The sequence below is a fragment of the Coriobacteriaceae bacterium genome (genome assembly GCA_025992855.1).
Lineage (GTDB): Bacteria > Actinomycetota > Coriobacteriia > Coriobacteriales > Coriobacteriaceae > Collinsella.
The window spans coordinates 899651-920529 of the sequence record DAJPGB010000001.1; the positions used below are offsets into that span (position 1 = coordinate 899651).

Genomic DNA, 20879 nt, shown 5'->3' on the forward strand with positions numbered 1-20879 from the left:
ACGTTGACGCTCCGAAGGGCACGCATCCTTAATTACAAAAGCGCGGCCTTGATGGCGGGGGCTTCGGCGAGCTTCTCGGCTGCCTTCTCGTCGGAGTCATTCAGTGCGGCTAAGCTGCGGTAGACCCACTCGTTGACCTGGGTGTTCTTGACGCCTGCGGTCTGCATAAGGGCGCCTACCTCGCGGATCGCTGCGAGCAGATCGGCTTTGGGGCCCACGAGCTCAACAAAGAGATCGTGATGTGCGGTGACGCCGCGGTTCTCGCTCACGTGGTCGATAAAGCCCTTGACGGTCTCAAGCTGCTGGGCGAGGGCTTCATCATCGTCAGCGTCCAGCGCGACGAGTGCGTTCGATACCGTGAGGGCGGGATGTCCGCAGGGGACAAAGCCCTCGATGACATCCATAGCTTCGGTAATGGTTGAGCCCAGGCCAACGAGGGCATTGACGAGCTGCTGTTTGGTAACCATAACGGTCCTTTCGACGGATCAATTTTGCTTGGCGAAAATATACGTGACGCGATCGGTAGCAAAAGTGCGAAGTGCAGTGCACATTACGGTCTTCACAGCTCGTGCATAGAACAGCTGTCCGCTTTCAGAACGTGGTAAGATAACACTCCACAAGCGGGGCTTGCCTCGCGTGTTCCTTGAAAAGTCGACGGTTGTTGGGTGCTCGTGTGCCCAATGCCATCCAGACTTTCCCGACATTCGGGGGCGACTGGTTTCGACACGATAGCTCTGAGAGAGGAAGCAAGCCGAGGTCTCCTCGCCTCGTTAAACAGGGGTACCGTCAAATTGAATTGACAACAACTCTTCTTTTGAGCCTATGGCTCTCGCTGCTTAGTTTATAGCGGCGCGTCAACCCGGTGATTTCCCCGACACCGGCGCGACGTCATTTTAGGGGAATGCTCCTGCGCACGTAATCGGTATGGCGCGGGCTAAGACCGAACCGGTTAGGACGCCGCGAGCGTGTCGCTGCGCGCAAAGCGTCCGAGACGAAACCAGCGACTGAGCTTGGAGATGCCAATCAGGGGGCTTTCGTGGACCGGAGTTCGATTCTCCGCGCCTCCACCAAAAGTTATAAGCAGGTAGGTAAACGCACCTACCTGCTTTTTTATTACTTATAGATACCGCGGAGAATCGAACTCTGTGCAGGGCGCGAGCGTAAAGAAAACGCGTGAGCGTTTTTAGCCCGCGGGCGAGGACGCCGGCAGGCGGCCGAAGCCGGTGCGGGTTCGCGAGGCGAACACGCGGATTCTCCGCGCAAAGCCTCAACCCAAAACAGATGCGATGTCGATTGAGTTTCAGCTGCCCATGCCCCTGCTACAACGCAAACCCCGTACCGCGGAGAATCGAACTCTGTGCAGGGCGCGGGCGTAAAGAAAACGCGTGAGCGTTTTTAGCCCGCGGGCGAGGACGCCGGCAGGCGGCCGAAGCCGGTGCGGGTTCGCGAGGCGAACACGCGGATTCTCCGCGCAAAGCCTCAACCCAAAGCAGATACGATGTCGATTGGGTTTCAGCTGCCCATGCCCCTGCTACAACGCAAACCCCGTACCGCGGAGAATCGAACTCTGTGCAGGGCGCGGGCGTAAAGAAAACGCCGCGGTAACGCAGAGTGGGATGCATTTTCCCAACGGCGGCCTAGGCGGAAACCCTGTTCCAGAATATCGGCTCAGACTGGGACGTAGTTTCCAGATGATGCCTCAAGCGGAAACTGCGACCCGGAATCGACGCCCAGATTGGGATTCATTTTCCGGATGAGTGACTGGCGGAAAGTTCATCCCGGAATCCGTGCTCAGAACGGGACGCGCTTTCCCAACGGCGGTCCAAGCGGAAAGCGCATCCCGGAATCCCGCTTTAAACTGGGACACGCTTTCCCGCCCCACTCTCAACTCCAAAACCCGTGCGCCCTCCATCACAAAACTGGGTAGAAGAGAGCCAAAACGCAATCGCAGGAGGTCAACATGACTGCAGAAGATAAGGCGAAAAACGCTGGCAAGGTCGCGCTCGTTCTGGAGGGCGGCAGCTTCCGTGGGCAGTTTACCGCGGGCGTGCTCGACGTCCTCATGGAGGCCGGCGTCGAGATCCCGGCTGTCTACGGTGTATCGGCCGGCGCCCTCAACGGCGTGAACTACAAGTCGCACCAGATCGGCCGTGCCAACCGCATCAACCTGGCTTTCTGCAACGACAGCCGCTTCATGGGCGCCGCATCGTTTGCGTCCACGGGCTCTATTGTGGGTTACGACTTTATTTTCAACGATGTCCAGGACCGCCTGGACCCCTTTGACAACGAGACGTTCGACGCGAGCCCCATCGAGATGTACGCCGTCGCGACGGACATGCTCTTTGGAACTGCTGCCTACCTGCCGGTCAAAAGCGCCGTACTTGACCTCGACGCCGTGCGCGCATCGACGTCGCTGCCGCTGGTGACGCCGCCGGTCGAGATCGATGGGCACAAATACGTCGACGGCGGCGTAGCCGATTCGGTCCCCATCGAGCACGTGCTGGAGGAGGCGGGCTTCGATCGCGCAGTTGTCATTGTCACGCAGGACCGCTCGTACGAGAAAAAGCCCTACGAGTTTATGCCAGCCGCACGCGCTCGCTATGTCGACTACCCCTACCTGCTCGAGGCCATCGAGACGCGCCACGACCGCTACAACATCCAGCGCATGCATCTGTGGAAGTATGAGCGCGAGGGTCGCGCGCTGGTCGTTGCTCCGCAAAAGCCGGTCGAGGTCGGCCACGTTGAGCACGATCCGGCAAAGCTGCTCGACCTGTATATTCAGGGCCGCCAGGAGGCAAAGCGTCTATTGAGTGATATCGAGGCATTTGTCGAGCGCTAGTGTCACAACGTCATGACCCATGGACGACATGTGCAGAAACTCTGGTCGGAGCCAAAATACCTGTTGACTCGTGCGGCGAGCGGGGTAATATGGACGGGTTACTTGCAGAGCCCCGTGAATCTCTGTAACAACACGTACTGTACATGGAGGAGTCTAAGTGATTTCGAAATCGACTCACTACGCCAAGCAGGGCGAGGTCCAGCGCAACTGGGTTCTCGTCGACGCCGATGGTGCTGTCCTGGGCCGTCTTGCCACCCAGATCGCAATGATCCTGCGCGGTAAGAACAAGCCCCAGTTCACGCCCAACAGCGACTGCGGCGACTTCGTTGTCGTCATCAACGCCGATAAGGTCCAGCTTACCGGTAACAAGGCCGACACGAAGACCTATTATCGCCACAGCGGCTACAACGGCGGCCTCAAGGCTGAGAGCTTCCGCCAGGCTATGGAGAAGCACCCGGAGAAGGTCATCGAGCGCGCCGTTCGCGGTATGCTGCCCAAGACCACCCTCGGCCGTGCCCAGATGACCAAGCTTAAGGTCTACGCTGGTGCCGAGCATCCGCACGCTGCCCAGAACCCCACGAAGATTGAGCTGGAGGCTTAAAGATGGCTGAGAACACCGTTGTCTACCAGGGTACCGGCCGTCGTAAGAACGCCGTCGCCCGCGTCCGTCTCGTCCCCGGCACCGGCAAGGTGACTGTCAACAAGCGTGACGCCGAGCAGTATTTCGGCCGTCATCAGCTCGTTGAGAACGCCCTTGCTCCCTTCAAGGTGACCGACACCGCCGGTCAGTTCGACGTTATCGCTCTGTGCGATGGCGGCGGCATCTCCGGTCAGTCCGGCGCTCTGCGCCTGGGCATCGCTCGCGCTCTTCTGAACGCTGGCGACTACCGTGCTGACCTCAAGAAGGCCGGTTTCCTTACGCGCGATGCTCGCGTGGTCGAGCGCAAGAAGTACGGCCTCAAGAAGGCCCGCCGCGCTCCCCAGTTCTCCAAGCGCTAAGGTTTTATCTCCTTACGAGATACAATGTACAAGCGGGGCCTGCCGATTCCTCGGCGGGTCCCGCTTTTCTTTTTCGACTAGGGTGGGCGGTTGCATATCGCCCGCTAGGGAAGGAGCAATCCTATGCCCCAGAACATCTTCGGTACCGATGGCGTCCGTGGCGTCGCCAATGCCGACCTCTCGTGCGACCTCGCGTTTCGCCTAGGCCGCGCGGCGACCAAGTTCCTTGGTCCGGATATCTGCGTCGGCCGCGACACGCGCCTTTCGGGCACCATGCTCGAGAGTGCTCTGACCGCCGGCATCATGGCCGAGGGCGGCCGTCCGCACTGCTGCGGCGTTATCCCTACGCCGGCCGTGGCGCTGCTCACCGTTCAGAACGAGCTCGACGGCGGCATCGTCATTTCCGCTTCGCACAATCCGCCGGAGTTCAACGGCATCAAGTTCTTTAGCCGCAAGGGCATGAAGCTTCCCGACGCCGTCGAGGAGGAGATCAGCGCATGGGTCATGTCCGAGGAGGCCATGGCTGCCGACACGCTGCCGACTGGCGCCGGTGTGGGCCACATCATCAAGATGAAGGATGCTCGCAAGGCATACGTCGACCACGCTATCGATACGCTCGACGGCCTGAGGCTCGACGGCCTGGTTGTTGCCGTCGACTGCGGTCACGGCGCCTCTTGCCAGACCACGCCCGCCGCATTGCAGCGCCTGGGCGCCACGGTCCATGCCATCAACACCGACTACTGCGGTACCGACATCAACGTCGAGTGCGGCTCCACCCATCTTGAGCCCCTGCGCGAGCTCGTCCTGCGCACCCACGCCGACATTGGCCTGGCCCACGATGGCGATGCCGACCGCGTGCTCTTCGTGGACAGCGAGGGCAACGAGATCGACGGCGACTACATCCTGGCCATCTGCGGCTCCGACCTCGCCGCCCGTGGCAAGCTCGCCAACTCCGAGATTGTCTCGACCATCATGTGCAACCTGGGCTTCTCCATCGCTATGAAGGAGCAGGGCTTCGAGATGGTCCAGACCGCCGTGGGCGACCGTTACGTTCTGGAGCGCATGCTCGCCGACGGCGCCGTCATCGGCGGCGAGCAGTCCGGCCACATTATCTTCCTGGAGCACAACACCACCGGTGACGGCCTGGTGACGGCTCTGCAGCTGCTGGCCGTGCTCAAGCGCACCGGCCGCACCCTCACCGATCTTGCCGGCATCATGAAGAAGTACCCGCAGGTGCTCGTCAACGTGCATTCCGACAACAAGGCCGGCCTGGACGACTGCCAGCCCATCTGGGACGCCGTCGCTGCTGCCGAGAAGGAGCTTGACGGCCGTGGCCGCATTCTGGTGCGTCCGAGCGGTACTGAGCCGCTGGTCCGCGTGATGGCCGAGGCCGAGACGCACGAGCTGACCCAGCGCGTCGTCGACGACATCGTTGAGGTTGTCAAGCGCGAACTTCCCTAATGGTCAAAAATGGGTGCCAAGTGGTAAACTGTTAAAGTTATTTTGGTTGATTGGTATGTCCGAGGGGGAGCATGTTCACTAAAGTCCTGAGGTCTTTTGGTATGCGTGGTCGAGTCCTTACGCTGGATGCTCCCATCTCGGGCGACGTTATTCCGCTGTCCGAGGTCAATGACCAGACGTTTGCCACCGGTCTCTTGGGCCAGGGTGTGGCAATTCAGCCCACGGGCACGCGCGTGATTGCGCCGGCTGATGCCAAGGTCGAGGCAATTTTTCCCACGGGACACGCTGTCGCGCTTAATACGGTCGATGGCCTTGATGTGCTTATCCATGTTGGCCTGGATACCGTTCAGCTCGAGGGCAAGCATTTTACCGTGTATGCGCAGGTGGGCGACATTGTCCACAAGGGCGACGTGCTCATCGAGTTCAATCGCGAGGCGATTGCGGCCGAGGGATACGATGTGACGGTTCCCATCTTGGTGTGTAACTCTGTCGAGTTCTCGAGCATCAAGGGATCTGTTGGATCGTATGTCGAGGAGATGGACCAGCTCATCGTCGCTCGCGAGCGCTAGGGGCGCTCTTGGCCTTTGGCCTACAATTCAAACACGTTTACGGAGGGCGCCCTTGAAAGAGGGCGCCCTCCGTGGCAAGATGGGAGCTGTCCGAGGCCAAACGGCCTTGGGTCGCCGTGGACGGGCAGGGGCCTCGACGCGGTTGGACACGAGACACATACATTACGCGACCTCGCCCTGGTGGCCGCACACGTTGGTTGCGGCCGACGCGGGCCGCGGGCAAGTGCTTGTAAGGGGAGCCTTGCCTCTCTTGTACGAGAAAGGACGCGTAATGAAGATCATTAAAGCTAAAGACTACGAGGATATGAGCCGTAAGGCCGCCAATATCATCTCGGCCCAGGTTATCCTCAAGCCCGATTGCGTGCTGGGCCTTGCCACCGGCTCTACTCCGATTGGCGCCTACAAGCAGCTTGCCGCTTGGTATGAGAAGGGCGACGTCGACTTTGCCGAGGTCAGCACCTACAACCTGGACGAGTATCGTGGCCTTTCGCACGACGATCCCCAGAGCTATCACTACTTTATGCGCGAGAACTTCTTCGATCACATCAACATCGATCTGAACAACACGCATGTGCCCGACGGCTCCAACCCCGACGCCGCCGCTGCCTGCTCCGAGTACGACAAGATCGTCGCTGCCGCCGGCTACCCCGATCTGCAGCTGCTCGGCATTGGCAACAACGGTCACATCGGCTTCAACGAGCCCGACGACCACTTCTCCAAGGGCACGCACTGCGTCGACCTTACCGAGAGCACCATCCAGGCCAATAGCCGTCTGTTCGACAGCATCGACGACGTGCCCCGTCAGGCCTACACCATGGGTACCCAGACCATCATGTATGCCCGCATGATCCTGGTCGTCGCCAACGGCGAGGCCAAGGCCCAGGCCGTGCATGACATGTGCTATGGCCCGGTTACGCCCCAGTGCCCGGCTTCGATCCTGCAGCTGCACACCAACTGCGTCGTGGTCGCCGACGAGGCCGCCCTTTCGCTCTGCGAGTAGCGCGAGCCTTTCAACTCGACATAGCTTTGCCGAAGGCCTTCGCTTTGCGGGGGCCTTTTTGCTGTCCTTGTCACATGCTTGACCAAAAACTTGCCGCAAGCTTGACGGATGCCAGATACCCAACAGCTTGATTCATTCCATACCAGATTCTATGCAAAAATGCCACTAAAAGGTCGCAGACGGTAGCGGGTGCTAGGCGAGTTGAATGACAGGGGTGAACCATGCTCGCATGCGCTACACTGCCACTGGGATGGGACAAGCCGACAAGCACATTTACCTGCTCAAAGACCGATTAGTCGGGGGATTAATAACAATCGGCCCTCGCTGTACTAAAACTTGCCGCTTGCGTACCGAAAGACAACTTAAAATACAAAGCTGCTCTATTCATAGTGTGGCTTGTATGGTCTTGCGGTTACGGTGTCCATACGGTCGAGTAGAGGAGCGGGCATGGTAAACGATTTGGATAGTATAGACGACCTCGAACTGATGCCGCTGGGCGGAGGCTATATGGTGCGACGTGAGCGTCTGCTGAATGAGCTTATCGCCAAGGGTCGAAAGGCCGGCATCGTGGTTCTCTACGCGCCCGATGGCTTTGGGAAGACCTCGGTGCTGCTGCAGTACACCCAAGAGGTTAAAAGCGATCCGACGCGAGGCCCCGTGCGGATTATCGAGGCGGATCGAGCCATTGGGCGCGAGGTGTTTATGCAGCTCGAGGTGGTCACCGAAGAACTCAAAGACAAACCGCGCTCCCTTATCGCGATCGATAATGTGCCAAATCTCGATCAGTGCGATACCGAAGATCTGATTGACAGGATTCGCAGCTTGCGCGCTATGGGAGTGGGAGTCTTTATCTCCTGTCGCCCTTCAAACCGTCAGTTGATTCATGGGCTGGGCGACTCGGTTAAGATCAATGCGCAAATGCTCAAGGTGCACGCCTATGAGTATTCGGCTTGGGCATCGGCGTTTTCGATTAGCACATCGCTCGACTTTTACCAGCTCACGCAGGGTGTGCCCGAGCTTGTTTCGGCTTTGCAGACGGGTCTGTATGGCCAGGGCGATGTTGCCGGTCTGCTCGAAAACGAGATTGTCAACGTGTATGGTGCAGCACTTGTCGATCTTGCTTCGCTCGATAATAATGCGTTGTTCTGCGTTGCCTGTCTCATGATCTTGATGGGCGAGGGCAATATTGCAGAACTCGAGGCTTGCGGGGTGAGGCTGTCGATGATCGACCAGTCCTACCTTGTACGCGATTACCCGATCTTTGGCCTGGATCCCGCCGACCGGAGCTTTACGTGCCTGGGCGCCGAGGATAACGGACGGCTTCGCCTACGAAAGTTGGTGGCCGAGATCCGTCCCGAGCTTGTTCCGCGGGCGGCTCGAATTTTGCTCAAGGCAGGCCGATGCGATGCGGCGATGGACCTAGCCGACGCCTTTTTGGACCGTAGCGTGGTCCTTGAACTTGCCGGGCAGTATGGGGTCGATCTTGCTCTGACGGGGCACGGTGCCGATGTCTGCCGGGCGGCGTTGAGCACGATCGATGCCGACGATCCCGCCCCAGAGCCAACGCCTGCCGAGGCGCTCGGTGTATATTTGGCGGCAGTCAGCGCGTCCAACACAAAGCTCGCCCGCTGCATGGCATCGCTCATTGAGCATGCGGGCGATCAGGCGGCCTGTGAAATAGATCCCGTTTCGTGGAAGGTTGCCCAGGCCCTTACGGCAGTTTGCTATGGGGACAATGGGCTTGGGCTTCCCATGAACCTTGCTGTGCCGGAAATCGAGACGGAACACACGGCGCTCGACATGCTCTTTGCACATATCGGGGTCAAGCACTGGTTGGCCGAGCGGGGAGACGACGGTGGCGCTCTGCAGCAGCTTAAAACGCGCAAAGCATATGACTGCGAGCTCGATATCGCGGGGACTTTTATACGGGCCGATAGCATGCTGGTGGAGCTCTTCGATGGGTCGTTTGCGGGGATCGACGAGCGCGACGACGAGATGGCGCTGATACGGGACGCGCTCGATGTACGTGGACTTAAGGCGCCGGCTATCTGGGTGCGCATGGTGCTGGCGGCACGGCGGCTCCTTTCCGGCTTGCCGGTAACCGACGATGCGGCGTTCAACGAGCTCGATCGCTTTGCCGTACGCATGCGCGACAACCAGATTCAGCTGTTTGGCCTGCTGCTAGAAGGCTGGCAATCGCTGGCAGAAGGGCGGCCGGTCAATGCGAAGTTCCGCGCGGTCCAGGTACTCAAACTTGCTGAGGAGCCAATTGCGTACATGCGCGACAACGCGTTGCTGCTGGAGCGTGCGGCGTATCTGCGCAATACATCGATGGTTTCGGTGCGCGAGGAGGCGGAGCTGCTCGATATAAGCCAGACGCAGGTTGGTGGCGCGGAGGCCTGGATGGTGGCGCTGCACTTGGCCTGCGCGGGGCGAGACAGCGATCTTGCGGCTTGGATGTCCATGAACCGTGCAGGGATTTTGGACCCATCGTATCGGCTCTTTGCGCGCCTTGCCATGCATTGTCTGGGCGAGCCGGCGGCAAGAATTCGTAAGAAACTCCCCGTGCGCGAGCTGTCGCGGTATTCGCTGCGTGACGATTTGGAAGGGGAGGGCGAGCGCCTGTTCCAGGCCGGCGAGGTTGAAGCCGTTGATACCATCGACCATATCGAGATTCGCATGTTTGGTGCGTTCCGCGCCGAGCGCGACGGGTTTCCCATCACGGACAAAATGTGGCGCCGCAAGAAGGCGGCGACACTTGCCGAGCGGCTTGCGCTGGGCATGGATGCGCTCGTCGATCGTGAGACGCTGGCCATGGAGTTGTGGCCCCATGCCGAGTTCAATAGCGCCCGCAACAACCTGTACTCGACGATATCGCGCTTGCGGTCGGCTTTGGGACCGACGCCGGATGGCAAGTCGTGTGTGCTCATCCAAAATGAATGCATCGGACTCAACGGTGACTACGTCAAGACCGATGTACGGCTGTTTGACCAGATAAGCCGCGAGGTTTTGGGAAATCGCACGGGTGCGCGCGGGCCCCATCTGGTCGAGTTGTGCCTTAAGATTGAGCAGCTTTATGCCGGACCGCTGTATGTGCCCAATGGCTGTAACCCCACCTACTTTTTGCGTATGCGACGCATTATGCAGTCAAAGTACATCGATTGCATGATTAAGGGAGCAAATGCCGCTCTAGAAGAAAACGATCTGCAGTCGGCGATTTGGCTGGCGGAGTCGGGGCTTCGGCAGGAAACAGCGCGTGAGGATATGGTGCGCTGCGCCATGCGCGTCTACAGTGCAGCGGGGCGGCGGCGCGATATCGTCGAGCTGTACAGCGGGCATATGCATCATCTGAGGGAGCAGGTCAATGGCGTGCCCGAGCCCGAGACGCGGCGTCTATACGAGCGCTTGGTGGAGGGGCGGCTCAATCGCGTGCTGGTCGAGCGATAAAAAACGGGCGCCCGAAGTACTTGGGCGCCCGTAAGCTCGCTATGTGTTGGCTCGCCGGATCATTGGCTCTTAGACGAGCTTGATCTTCTCGATGTCCTTGCGCGAGGACTCGCGATACAGCGAGAACTTGCGGCCGATGACCTGGACGACCTCGGCGTGGCAGCGCTCGGCGAGCTCTTCGGCGGCCTCGCGGGCGGAAAGACTGGAGCCATCGAGCACGGAGCACTTAACGAGTTCGTGCTTCTCCAGGTAGGCGACCGTCTGCTCGACGGTGCCCTCGTTGACATCGGACTTACCGATGATGATGGCGGGGTTGAGGTGATGGGCCATGCTGCGAAGCTGCTTGACCTGGGCTCCTGTCAGTGCCATGGGTTCTCGCTTTCTATGTATGGGGCGCCCCGCGACGGGGCCTTAATCTACGTGAGCTGTCCCACGATAGCGCAGGAACGGCGCGGTGTGGAGCGCGTTTGCCCAGTTCGCAAAGAATGCGGATGCCGAGGTGATGGGCAGCTCGGGCTGTGAACGGGCTACGAGCGGGATTCAGAGACCGGTTTCCATGCAATAAACGCCCAGCGAACCTTGCGGACATGATCGAGCATATAGCGCCCCTGCGGCACGCCCTTGGAGCCCGGCTCGCCGGCATGGGGGTTTTCGATCATGTGCTGAGCGATATAGTCGCGCAGGCGGTCGATCTTATCCTCGTTGCCATGCTCGAGCATACGGGAAAAATCCGCCACGCCTGCCTCAAGGCTATCGAAGGTATCGCGACGAGGCGATTCAAAGTATGTAACCTGCGGCAACGCACCCATCTGAATGAGGATGTTGAAGGCGTACACAAAGCCATTGCTGCAGGTAACCGAGGCACCAATGGCGTTCATCAAGTGCAGGTCATAGCGCGGGCTGGAGTTGGCGACCATCGTGACAGCACAACGCCGACGAGCCGTACGGTCGAGCTTGGCAAGCGCACCTTTTAGATCGGTTGTCGTAACTGACCGACTGGCAAAGGCAACATCTACCGCTTTCGCGACCGGTCCAACCAAATCCCAATCATCATCCCAAGCAAGCTCAAGCGGCGTAATGCGATCCTCGAGCCCATAGTACTCAATACCAGCATCAAGCGTGCCTAACATAGCAGGGGAAAAGTCGGCAGCAATCACAGGATGCCCAGCCTGAGCAAGCGGAATGGCAATCGACCCAGCTCCACACCCCATATCGAGCACCGACTCACCAGGCTCAATCGCCAACAGTTTTATAAAATCCCGAGCATAAGGGGCAGTCTCAAGAGGTCGAAAATGTCGAGCTCGCTTATCCCATTCAAAAGAATCATCAGCTCGATGCCGAGCGGCCTGCAGACGCATCCATTCGCCATTCCAATCCGCAGCAAGCAGCTCAGAACGAATCTCCCCATCAACCACGGGCCAACCTCCTAGCAACAAAAAAGCGACTCCTCCCAAAAGAAGAGCCGCAACCAGCATATATCAGAAAGAACCGTTCCAACGCCAAACCGCCATACCAGCAAAGTGGGGCAGAAGCGAAGCGACTGCCAAAGGGATAGAACCCAACCGAGGGCCCGTTGTGCGGGAGCCCCGGGGAGGGCAAATATATAAGGTCGATCGCGAGTTCCGCACGAGCCGGAGAGCACTTAATGTGCTCTCCGTGCGAGTCAGGACTGTCCGAGCAGGCGACCTTATATATTTGCCCTCCCCGGGGCTCCTCGCCAGTCCCCTTCAGCTAGTTCTTCAGCGAGTTCAGCGGCGCCGGGAATCGACCACCGCGGTGGGCAAGCACGGTGCCGGCGTTGGGGTTCACCGGCATGATGGGTGCGCGGCCGAACAGGCCGCCGTACTCGACGCAGTCGCCCACGCCCTTGCCGATAGCAGGAATCACGCGGACGGCCGTGGTCTTGTTGTTGATGACGCCGATGGCCATCTCGTCGGCGATGATGCCGGCGATGGTCTCGACCGGGGTGTCGCCGGGGATGGCGATCATGTCCAGGCCGACGGAGCACACGCAGGTCATGGCCTCGAGCTTCTCGAGCGAAAGCGCACCGGCCTCGACGGCGGCGATCATGCCGGCGTCCTCGGACACGGGGATAAAGGCGCCGGAAAGACCGCCCACGCTGGAGCTGGCCATGACGCCGCCCTTCTTGACGGCATCGTTGAGCATGGCGAGCGCGCAGGTCGTGCCGGGGCCACCGCAGGTGCCCACGCCGATGATCTCGAGGATGCGCGCGACGGAGTCGCCGATGGCAGGCGTGGGAGCCAGCGACAGGTCGACAATGCCCTTCTCGACACCCAGACGATGGGCGGCCTCGCGGCTCATGAGCTCGCCGGCACGGGTGATCTTAAAGGCGGTCTGCTTGATCTTTTCGGCGACTTCCATCATCGATGCGGAATCGGGCAGCGTCTCCAGGGCTGCGGCCATAACGCCGGGGCCCGAGACGCCTACGTTGATGACGGCGTCGGCCTCGCCACCGCCGTGGACGGCGCCCGCCATAAACGGGGAGTCCTCGACCATATTGGCAAAGCAGACAAATTTGGAAGCGCCGACGGAGTCCTGGTCGGCCGTGAGTTTAGCGGCATCGATGATGGTCTGGGCGGCCATAAGCACGGCGTCCATGTTGATACCGGCGCGCAGGCTGGCGACGTTGACGCTGGAGCAGACGCGGCTCGTGGTGGCGAGCGCCTGGGGGATGGACTGGATGACGCGACGGTCGGCGTCGCCGATGCCCTTCTGGACGAGCGCGGAGAAGCCGCCCAGGTAGTCGATGCCGAGCGTCTCGGCCGCGCGGTCGAGGGCATGCGCGATGGGGGTGAGGTCCTCATCCTTGCAGCACGCGGCAATCTGCGCCACCGGGGTGACGGAAACGCGCTTGTTGACGATGGGGATACCGTACTCGCGCTCGAGGTTCTCGGCGGTCTCGACCAGATGCTCAGCCGTGTGCGTCACGTGGTCGTAGATCTTCGTGCACATGCGGTCGAGGTTCTCGTCGCCGCAACCCATGAGCGAAACACCCATGGTGATGGTCCTGATGTCGAGGTTCTGCTCCTCAACCATGCCGCGGGTTTCCGCGATTTCTGCGGGCGTGATCGCCATCCTTGCGCTCCTATCTGCCAAAACGAGCATAGTCTTATCTATTTTAACGTGCCGCACGTGCCAAGTGGCGCATGCGGCACGTTTTGGTGCTCGGTTGTTTCCGTTGTGTTACTGCCCAAAGACCTCTTCGGCGATACGAGCGCTTTCGGCGGCGTCCTTGGCGTAGTAGTCCGCGCCGATCTGCTTGGCGTATTCGGGGGTGAGTACGGCGCCGCCTACGATGATCTTGACGCCCGGCACCTCGGCATGGAGCAGCTTGATGGTCTCCTCCATGGCGACGACCGTGGTAGTCATAAGCGCCGAGAGGCCGACGAGCTTAATGTCACGCTCCTGCACGGTCTTGAGCACCTCTTGCGGGTCGACGTCGCGGCCTAGGTCAAAGACGGTGTAGCCGTAGTTATCGAGCAGCATTTTGACGATGTTCTTGCCAATATCGTGGATGTCGCCCTTGACGGTGGCCACGCAGATTTTGCCCTTGTCGGCAATCTCGCCGGCGGGCATCAGGCGCTTGATGGTGTCGAAGCCCACGCGCGCGGCCTCGGCCGAGGCCATGAGCTGCGGTAGGAAGAATTTGCCCTGGTCAAAGAGGACGCCCACCTCGTCGAGGGCGGGGATAAAGTGGTTGTTGATAAGATCCATGGCGTCGTGGTCGGCCAGCAGGCGCTCGGTCTCGGCAGCGATCTCGCCTTTGCGGCCCGAGACGACCATGCGTCGAATCGGGTCGTCGTTGCCGTCGGTGCCGGGGGCGCTTGCAGCAGGCGCGGCATCACTCGATGTGGCCTGAGCTGCTGCCGGGTTTGCGGCGATCTTATACGGATCGGTCCAGCCGGCGTAGCGCTCGATGTATCCGGTCGAGCCCTCGTCCTCAACGCTCAGGACGCGATAGCTGTAGACGGTGTCCATAAAGCGCTTGGAACCCGGGTTCATGATGGGGGCGTCCAGGCCCGCGCCAAAGGCGGCGGCCAAAAAGACCGAACCCAGCAGCGGGCGGGCAGGCAGGCCAAAGCTGATGTTCGACACGCCGAGCGCGCATTTGACGCCCAGGCGCTCCTTGCACAGGGACATGGCGCGCAGGATCTGCTCGGCCTGGCGCTGGTTGGTCGAGGCGGTCATGACCAGGCAGTCGATGAGGATGCGGTCCGGTCCGATGCCGTAACGGGCAGCCTCGGCCACGATGTGCTCGGCGATGGCGAAGCGAGCCTCGGCGGTATCGGGGATGCCGCCTTCGTCGAGCGTAAGGCCGACAACGTTGGTGCCGTAGTGGGCGACCAGCGGAAAGATCTCATCCATGATCTGCTGCTTGCCATTGACCGAGTTGATGATGGGCTTGCCGGCGTAGCGGCGCACGGCGGCCTCGACAGCGGCGGGATCGGTGGAGTCGATCTGCAGCGGCAGCAGCGTGGAGCCCTGGAGCTGCTCGGTGGCCTGTTGGATGATCTTGACCTCGTCGATCTCGGGCAGGCCGACGTTGACGTCCAGGATGTCGGCGCCCTGTTCCTGCTGGCTGATGCCCTGGCTCACGACGTAGTCCAGGTCGCCGTCGCGCAGGGCCTGCTGCAGGCGCTTTTTGCCGGTGGGGTTGATGCGCTCGCCGATGACGGCGATCTTGTGGCCGTCGCAGGGAAGGTCCACGACCGTTTGGGCGCTCGTGACCGACATGCTGGGCTTGCGGCGGCGCGGGCTGGGTGTGTGGTTGTCGATAAGCGTGCGCAAGGCCGCCATGTGCGCCGGCGTGGTGCCGCAGCAACCGCCCACGACGCTCACACCGTCGGCGATCATGCCGGCGACGGCCTCGGCGTATTCGGGGGCTTGGATATCAAAGACGGTGTTGCCGTCGTCGTCTACATGGGGGAGTCCTGCATTAGCCTGCACCATAACGGGCTTGTCGGTAACGGTGAGCATACGTGCGGCGAGTCCTCGGAGCTCGGCCGGTCCTTGGCTGCAGTTGATGCCCAAAACGTCGGCACCGATGGCGTCGAGCGTGATGGCGGCCACCTCGGGACTCGTACCCAGGAAGGTGCGACCGTCTTCCTCAAAGGTCATGGTGGCAAAGACGGGCAGGTCGGAGTTCTCGCGGCAGGCGAGGACAGCCGCCTTGATCTCGGCCAGGTCGGTCATGGTCTCGATAATAAAGAGGTCCACGCCCGCATCGACGCCTGCGCGCACTTCTTCGGCAAAGAGGTCGTAGGCCTCGTCGAAGCTCAGGGTACCCAGGGGGCGAAGCAGCGCGCCGATGGGGCCGATATCGCCGGCGACGTAGCGGGCGCCGGCCTCGCGGGCACAGGCGACGGCCGCGGCAAAGACATCTGCCACGGTGGCGGCGCCGTCGAGCTTGTGGGCGTTGGCGCCAAAGGTGTTGGCGGTGATCACGTCGCAGCCAGCCTCGACGTACTGGCGCTGAATGTCGGTAATGACCTGGGGCTCCTCAAAGTTGAGCAGCTCGGGCAGGGCGCCCGCCTTCATGCCAGCGGCCTGCAACATGGTGCCCATGCCGCCGTCGAACAGCAGGTGTCCCGTGCCATCGATGGCCGCACGCAGGCGATCGTCCTTAATGCGCAGGTCGTCGATCGTGCGTGTCTTGTATGCAGCGCCGTTGCAGCGTGCGGCATTGACGGGCGCTGCCAGCGCGGTACCGTCCAGATCATGAGTGATAAGCGGAGTAAACATCGAGGGCTCCTAATGGCTGGAATAGCAGGTGGTGTGGGCGGCGCGGAAGCGGCAGTGTTCGCGCATGCGGCAGATATTGCAGGTGGGGCGGCTCTGGGCGTCGTGGACCTCGCCGTCAAACAGACCGATCACCGCGGTCACGCTTTTGGTGGGCATAAGCAGGCTGGTGGGCGTGACGGTAAGCCCGATGAGCCGCGTGGCGTTGAGCGTATTGACGATCGAGCGCTGGGCCGAGAGCGGGCAGTCGCCGTAGCCGGGACTAAAGCGCCAGTTGCCGGCGAGCCCATGAACGGCGGCGTCCGTCTTGGCCTGCTGGTCCATTTGCTCAACGGCGGCTTCCACGTAAGCGGAGCACGCGGCGTCGAGCACGGCGCCCTCCAGGGGATGTTGGGCTCCCGTGGTGCGCAGGCGACGCTCGGCGTCCATGCCGAGGGTACATGCCATGAGCGCGGCAAAGCGGGCATCTTTGAGATGTCGATAGATATCGCGACCTCGCAGCTCAACGTTGGTGCCGACCAAGCGAATGCAAGGCTCACTTTGTTCGTCCACGCCCGTGGCATCGACGGCAAATACGCGGCGCACGCCACGGGGCTCAATGTCCAGTTCCAGACGTTCAACGACAAGCTCAATACGTCGTGACAGTTCGGGCTCAATCTGCTGGCCGCCGTAACCCAGATACCGCAGCATCTCGGCACGGTCGACACGGGGATGGTGCGCAGCATCGACACGGTAAAGCGCCGGCGACGCAAGGTCGGCCGGCACTTCGACAGCGGTTGTATCGATGTGCGGTTTTTCCATTACCCCAGGCGCTCCATAATGGTCGCGGCGATCGCAGGACGGTTCATAGTGTACAGGTGCAGGCCGTCGGCGCCGTGCTCCTTGAGGTCGCAAAGCTGGCGGGCTGCATAATCTACACCAGCTGCCTGCAGGCTCTCGGGGTCATTCTCGTACTTGGCGAGAATCTTGATGACGGGGGAGGGCAGCGACGCGCCGCACATAAAGACCATGCGGCTGATCTGCGACTTGCCCATAAACGGCATGATGCCCGCGGTAATGGGCACGGTGATGCCGGCCTTGTCGGCAAGCTCGCGAAAACGGTAGAAGCACTCGTTATCAAAGAAGAGCTGCGTCACAAAGAAGCTCGCGCCGGCGTCCTGTTTTTGCTTGAGGTGTTCGACCGAGAGGTTAAGGTCCTCACAGGCAATGTGGCCCTCGGGGTAGGCTGCGGCGCCCACGCAAAAGCCGGCGTCGACGAGCTCGGGGATGAGGTCGCGGGCGTAGGCGTAGTCGGAGGCGGGCTTGTCGTCCTCGGTCGCGCCGGCAGGGAGATCGCCACGCAGGGCCAGGATGTTTTCCACGCCGGCGGTGCGGTACTCATCGATCTTGGCGGCGATATCGGCGTGGGTACGGCCCACACAGGTGAGGTGCGCCACCGAGGGCGTATCGAATTCGCTCGTAATCATATGCGCGATGGGGGCGGTGGTGGCACCGTTGCCCGAGCCGCCAGCGGAACAAGTGACCGAGACAAAGCTCGGCGAAAGCTTGCACAGGTTGCCCGCCACTTCGCGAGCCGTATCGAGGGTAAGCTCACCCTTGGGCGGGAACATCTCAAACGAAACGGGCACAGTGCCCTGGGATGCTGCCTGCTTAAAAACCTCGTCGACGCGCATATCGTGCTCCTTTAGATACGTAATAGTGTGATGTGTTGTAAGGATTCTACAGCACCACTGTGCCACGGTGGAGTTTCACTCACTATTTGGGGGATACCAATCAAAGATGCCTTGCCATTGGCATTCCCTATAACAGGGCGGCTCATTTTGACACGGGCTATAAAGACTGGTATCTGATGCAAAATACCAGTTAATAGAGCCCCATCCCAGATTGACTACCCTTAAACCATGCGGGGAGGTCTGCAATTTATGCAGTTCGTTGGCCGTTGAGGGCGGCAACGCCGCCGCGATGCGGTAACCTCATTGATTGGTTTCGTGACAGCAACATAACGGTAATGTTGCGGAAACACGACGAGCCTAATCTATGACTCGTTCGTTAGTAATCAACACCGCTTCTCACGCGGTGCCGATACGAAGGGAGTTCCGTATGGCCGAACTTACTGACCGCTTCGGGACCATGGTGTTCTCTGAGGAAGTCATGAAGGACTACCTCCCCAAGGACATTTGGAAGCGCCTTGCTGCAACCCTCGAGGACGGTGAGCCGCTCGACCTGGATGTGGCCAACGCCGTTGCCCACGCCATGAAGGTCTGGGCCATCTCCAAGGGCGCGACGCACTACGCGCACTGGTTCCAGCCGCTTTCGGGCATTACTTCCGAGAAGCACGACAGCTTCCTCGAGCCCAACCACGACGGCACCGCCATTACCAAGTTTACGGGCAAGAACCTCATCCAGGGCGAGCCGGATGCCTCCAGCTTCCCCAACGGCGGCCTGCGTGCCACCTTCGAGGCCCGTGGCTACACCGCTTGGGATCCCACCAGCCCCGCATTCATTAAGGACGATGTCCTGTGCATCCCCACGGCCTTCTGCTCCTACACGGGCGAGGCCCTGGACAAGAAGACCCCGCTGCTGCGCTCTATGACCGCGCTCTCGCGTGAGTCCAAGCGCGTTTTGGCGCTGTTTGGTAAGACCCCCAAGAAGGTCGTTCCTTCCGTGGGCGATGAGCAGGAGTACTTCCTGATCAAGAAGGACGCCTACCGCAAGCGCAGAGACCTGGTCATCACCGGCCGCACCCTCTTTGGCGCTGCTCCCTGCAAGGGCCAGGAGCTCGAGGAGCACTACTTTGGCGCTATCCGCCCCACCGTCTCGGCCTATATGAAGGACCTGGACGATGAACTGTGGGCGCTTGGCATTCCTGCCAAGACCAAGCACAACGAGGTCGCTCCCTGCCAGCATGAGCTCGCCCCTGTCTACGGCGAGGTCAACGAGGCCATCGACCAGAATCTGGTCATGATGGAGAAGATGAAGCTCATCGCCTCCCGCCACGACTTGGTCTGCCTGCTGCACGAGAAGCCCTTTGAGGGCATCAACGGTTCGGGCAAGCACAACAACTGGTCGCTTGGCACCGAGTCCGAGAACCTGCTCGACCCGGGCGACACCCCGCTCGACAACCTGCAGTTCATCGTCTTCCTCACCGCGGTGATCGAGGCCGTCGATAACTATCAGGAGCTCCTGCGTGCCTCCGTTGCCTCGGCCGGCAACGATCATCGTCTGGGCGCCAACGAGGCTCCTCCGGCGATTATGTCCATCTTCCTGGGCGACCAGCTTACCGAGGTCGTCGAGAAGATCATCGATGGCAAGGCTTCCGTCCATGCCACGCGCGGCGTGCTCGACCTGGGTGCCGATACCCTGCCCAAGCTGATGCAGGACAACACCGACCGCAACCGCACCTCCCCGTTTGCCTTCACTGGCAACAAGTTCGAGTTCCGTGCCTGCGGCTCCGAGCAGAACGTCTCCGACTCCAACCTGGTGCTCGATGCCGCCGTGGCCAAGTCGCTCAAGTCCTTCGCCGACGCACTCGAGGGTACGCCCGAGGATAAGTTCCAGGACGCCGCGCTCGAGTACTGCAAGAAGGTGCTGACCGATCACCAGCGCATCCTGTTCTCCGGCGACGGTTACTCCGACGAGTGGCCCATCGAGGCCGAGAAGCGCGGCCTTGCCAACAACAAGACCACGGCCGACGCCCTGCCCGCCTTTGTTTCCGATAAGGCTATCGCGCTCTTTGAGGAGACGGGCGTCCTGACCAAGGCCGAGGCTCAGTGCCGCTACGACTGCAAGCTCGAGAAGTACAACAAGCTCATGAACATTGAGGCCACCACGATGGTTCGCGAGGCGCGTCGTACCTATCGCCCGGTCATTACCGCCTATGCCACCAAGGTCGCTAAGGGCCTTGAGACTATTCGTGCCGCCGGTGCTGAGGCCGCCATGCAGTGCGAGCAGAACACGCTCAACAAGCTCTGCAACGGTATCACCGCCATCAACGACTCCATCAAGGCGCTCGACGCCGTACATCAGAAGGCCGAGGCTCTCGATGGCCAGGAGCAGGCCAACGTGTACGCGCACGAGGTCGTTCCCGCTATGGATACGCTGCGTGCCGCCGTGGACGCCATGGAGGAGATCGTGGCCGCCGACTACTGGCCGGTTCCGACCTACGACGACATCCTGTTCTACGTGTAGGGCGCAACTGACATATCGTCACGGTATTGAGCCGGGGTCCGCATCGCGCGGGCCCCGGCTATTTGTTTGCGAAGGACGCTTTGGATCCCGCTTTGCAACTGATTCGCCCACGCAATAAGGGGTCGTGGGCAAAAAACGTCAAATATGAGTACTGTCACAAGCCCTGTAGCATTATCTTTTTGCAAAATATGCAGTGTTACGCAACATATGTCCAAGTACTTAGCTGATAAACGCCTGCAATTCTTCCGCCGTAGGACGCCTTGTGTCCAAATCGCCTTCTGATGGCATGAAATCGCTGTTACTAAATTGGTAACAGTACTCATATTTGCTATTTTTTGTCCACGGGCCCTTAGATGACAGTGAGATTTTATGCCTTCGGGGTTCGAATCCCGGCATATCGGCAGCAAAAAGCCCGTTACCGCGAGGGCAACGGGCTTCTCAGTTTAAATGGTGCCCCCAGCGGGATTCGAACCCGCGATATCCACCTTGAAAGGGTGGCGTCCTTGGCCGCTAGACGATGGGGACAGCGGGAAAGAGTATAGCAGACTTTTTTGCCGGCGCGTATATCGTTGGCAAACTGGAAAACCACCACAAAGGTGCCTGTCCCCTTTGTGGT

Annotated in this window: 15 protein-coding genes, 1 tRNA gene and 1 other RNA gene; 9 read left to right on the forward strand and 8 right to left on the reverse strand. The window is 60.5% G+C overall.

The window, feature by feature from the left end:
- Positions 1 to 32: 32 nt before the first annotated feature.
- Complete coding sequence (locus OIL88_03720) at positions 33 to 467, reverse strand: hypothetical protein (protein HJI71479.1); 435 nt, start codon at positions 465 to 467, stop codon at positions 33 to 35.
- A 239-nt stretch (positions 468 to 706) separates the two neighbouring features.
- Here OIL88_03720 and ssrA point away from each other — a divergent pair.
- From ssrA to OIL88_03760, 8 genes are all read left to right on the forward strand, one after another.
- Positions 707 to 1070: a transfer-messenger RNA gene (gene ssrA / locus OIL88_03725) on the forward strand.
- 890 nt (positions 1071 to 1960) lie between these two features.
- A complete protein-coding gene (locus OIL88_03730; GenBank protein ID HJI71480.1) occupies positions 1961 to 2839 on the forward strand; it encodes a patatin family protein in 879 nt (292 codons plus the stop codon).
- Between the two features lie 157 nt (positions 2840 to 2996).
- A complete protein-coding gene (gene rplM, locus OIL88_03735; GenBank protein HJI71481.1) occupies positions 2997 to 3440 on the forward strand; it encodes a 50S ribosomal protein L13 in 444 nt (147 codons plus the stop codon).
- A 2-nt stretch (positions 3441 to 3442) separates the two neighbouring features.
- Entirely contained in the window at positions 3443 to 3838 is a 396-nt protein-coding gene (gene rpsI / locus OIL88_03740) for a 30S ribosomal protein S9 (GenBank protein HJI71482.1), read from the forward strand.
- A gap of 123 nt (positions 3839 to 3961) precedes the next feature.
- The gene (gene glmM / locus OIL88_03745; protein HJI71483.1) at positions 3962 to 5299 is read left to right on the forward strand and encodes a phosphoglucosamine mutase; all 1338 of its coding nucleotides are present in this window, start codon (positions 3962 to 3964) and stop codon (positions 5297 to 5299) included.
- A gap of 71 nt (positions 5300 to 5370) precedes the next feature.
- A complete protein-coding gene (locus OIL88_03750; protein HJI71484.1) occupies positions 5371 to 5868 on the forward strand; it encodes a PTS glucose transporter subunit IIA in 498 nt (165 codons plus the stop codon).
- Between the two features lie 271 nt (positions 5869 to 6139).
- On the forward strand, positions 6140 to 6868 hold the full coding sequence (nagB, locus tag OIL88_03755) for a glucosamine-6-phosphate deaminase (GenBank protein HJI71485.1): 729 nt from the start codon (positions 6140 to 6142) through the stop codon (positions 6866 to 6868).
- A 447-nt stretch (positions 6869 to 7315) separates the two neighbouring features.
- Complete coding sequence (locus OIL88_03760; GenBank protein ID HJI71486.1) at positions 7316 to 10315, forward strand: hypothetical protein; 3000 nt, start codon at positions 7316 to 7318, stop codon at positions 10313 to 10315.
- A gap of 69 nt (positions 10316 to 10384) precedes the next feature.
- On the opposite strand, the gene OIL88_03765 is transcribed toward OIL88_03760, so the two are convergent.
- From OIL88_03765 to OIL88_03790, 6 genes are all read right to left on the reverse strand, one after another.
- Positions 10385 to 10684 carry a YhbY family RNA-binding protein gene (locus OIL88_03765; GenBank protein HJI71487.1) on the reverse strand — a complete coding sequence of 100 codons (300 nt, stop codon included), beginning with the start codon at positions 10682 to 10684 and terminating at the stop codon, positions 10385 to 10387.
- A gap of 158 nt (positions 10685 to 10842) precedes the next feature.
- Positions 10843 to 11559 carry a methyltransferase domain-containing protein gene (locus OIL88_03770; GenBank protein ID HJI71488.1) on the reverse strand — a complete coding sequence of 239 codons (717 nt, stop codon included), beginning with the start codon at positions 11557 to 11559 and terminating at the stop codon, positions 10843 to 10845.
- Between the two features lie 487 nt (positions 11560 to 12046).
- Positions 12047 to 13411 carry a PFL family protein gene (locus tag OIL88_03775; GenBank protein ID HJI71489.1) on the reverse strand — a complete coding sequence of 455 codons (1365 nt, stop codon included), beginning with the start codon at positions 13409 to 13411 and terminating at the stop codon, positions 12047 to 12049.
- A gap of 108 nt (positions 13412 to 13519) precedes the next feature.
- The gene (locus OIL88_03780) at positions 13520 to 16078 is read right to left on the reverse strand and encodes a homocysteine S-methyltransferase family protein (GenBank protein ID HJI71490.1); all 2559 of its coding nucleotides are present in this window, start codon (positions 16076 to 16078) and stop codon (positions 13520 to 13522) included.
- 9 nt (positions 16079 to 16087) lie between these two features.
- Positions 16088 to 16876, reverse strand: coding sequence for a hypothetical protein (locus OIL88_03785; GenBank protein ID HJI71491.1), 789 nt, complete (start codon positions 16874 to 16876; stop codon positions 16088 to 16090).
- Positions 16876 to 17748 carry a methylenetetrahydrofolate reductase gene (locus OIL88_03790; protein ID HJI71492.1) on the reverse strand — a complete coding sequence of 291 codons (873 nt, stop codon included), beginning with the start codon at positions 17746 to 17748 and terminating at the stop codon, positions 16876 to 16878. Before OIL88_03790 ends, OIL88_03785 begins: the two co-directional genes overlap by 1 nt.
- Before the next feature lie 427 nt (positions 17749 to 18175).
- On the opposite strand from OIL88_03790, the gene OIL88_03795 reads away from it, so the two are divergent.
- Positions 18176 to 20263: a glutamine synthetase III gene (locus tag OIL88_03795; protein HJI71493.1), complete on the forward strand. Its 2088-nt coding sequence runs from the start codon at positions 18176 to 18178 to the stop codon at positions 20261 to 20263.
- 448 nt (positions 20264 to 20711) lie between these two features.
- Here OIL88_03795 and OIL88_03800 read toward each other — a convergent pair.
- Positions 20712 to 20788 (reverse strand) — tRNA-Glu (locus tag OIL88_03800).
- Positions 20789 to 20879: the final 91 nt, after the last annotated feature.

Coding starts and splice junctions, on each gene's coding strand:
- OIL88_03720 (HJI71479.1), bottom strand. CDS start 467: ATGGTTACCAAACAGCAGCTCGTCAATGCCCTCGTTGGCCTGGGCTCA.
- OIL88_03730 (HJI71480.1), top strand. CDS start 1,961: ATGACTGCAGAAGATAAGGCGAAAAACGCTGGCAAGGTCGCGCTCGTT.
- rpsI (HJI71482.1), top strand. CDS start 3,443: ATGGCTGAGAACACCGTTGTCTACCAGGGTACCGGCCGTCGTAAGAAC.
- glmM (HJI71483.1), top strand. CDS start 3,962: ATGCCCCAGAACATCTTCGGTACCGATGGCGTCCGTGGCGTCGCCAAT.
- OIL88_03750 (HJI71484.1), top strand. CDS start 5,371: ATGTTCACTAAAGTCCTGAGGTCTTTTGGTATGCGTGGTCGAGTCCTT.
- nagB (HJI71485.1), top strand. CDS start 6,140: ATGAAGATCATTAAAGCTAAAGACTACGAGGATATGAGCCGTAAGGCC.
- OIL88_03760 (HJI71486.1), top strand. CDS start 7,316: ATGGTAAACGATTTGGATAGTATAGACGACCTCGAACTGATGCCGCTG.
- OIL88_03765 (HJI71487.1), bottom strand. CDS start 10,684: ATGGCACTGACAGGAGCCCAGGTCAAGCAGCTTCGCAGCATGGCCCAT.
- OIL88_03775 (HJI71489.1), bottom strand. CDS start 13,411: ATGGCGATCACGCCCGCAGAAATCGCGGAAACCCGCGGCATGGTTGAG.
- OIL88_03780 (HJI71490.1), bottom strand. CDS start 16,078: ATGTTTACTCCGCTTATCACTCATGATCTGGACGGTACCGCGCTGGCA.
- OIL88_03785 (HJI71491.1), bottom strand. CDS start 16,876: ATGGAAAAACCGCACATCGATACAACCGCTGTCGAAGTGCCGGCCGAC.
- OIL88_03790 (HJI71492.1), bottom strand. CDS start 17,748: ATGCGCGTCGACGAGGTTTTTAAGCAGGCAGCATCCCAGGGCACTGTG.
- OIL88_03795 (HJI71493.1), top strand. CDS start 18,176: ATGGCCGAACTTACTGACCGCTTCGGGACCATGGTGTTCTCTGAGGAA.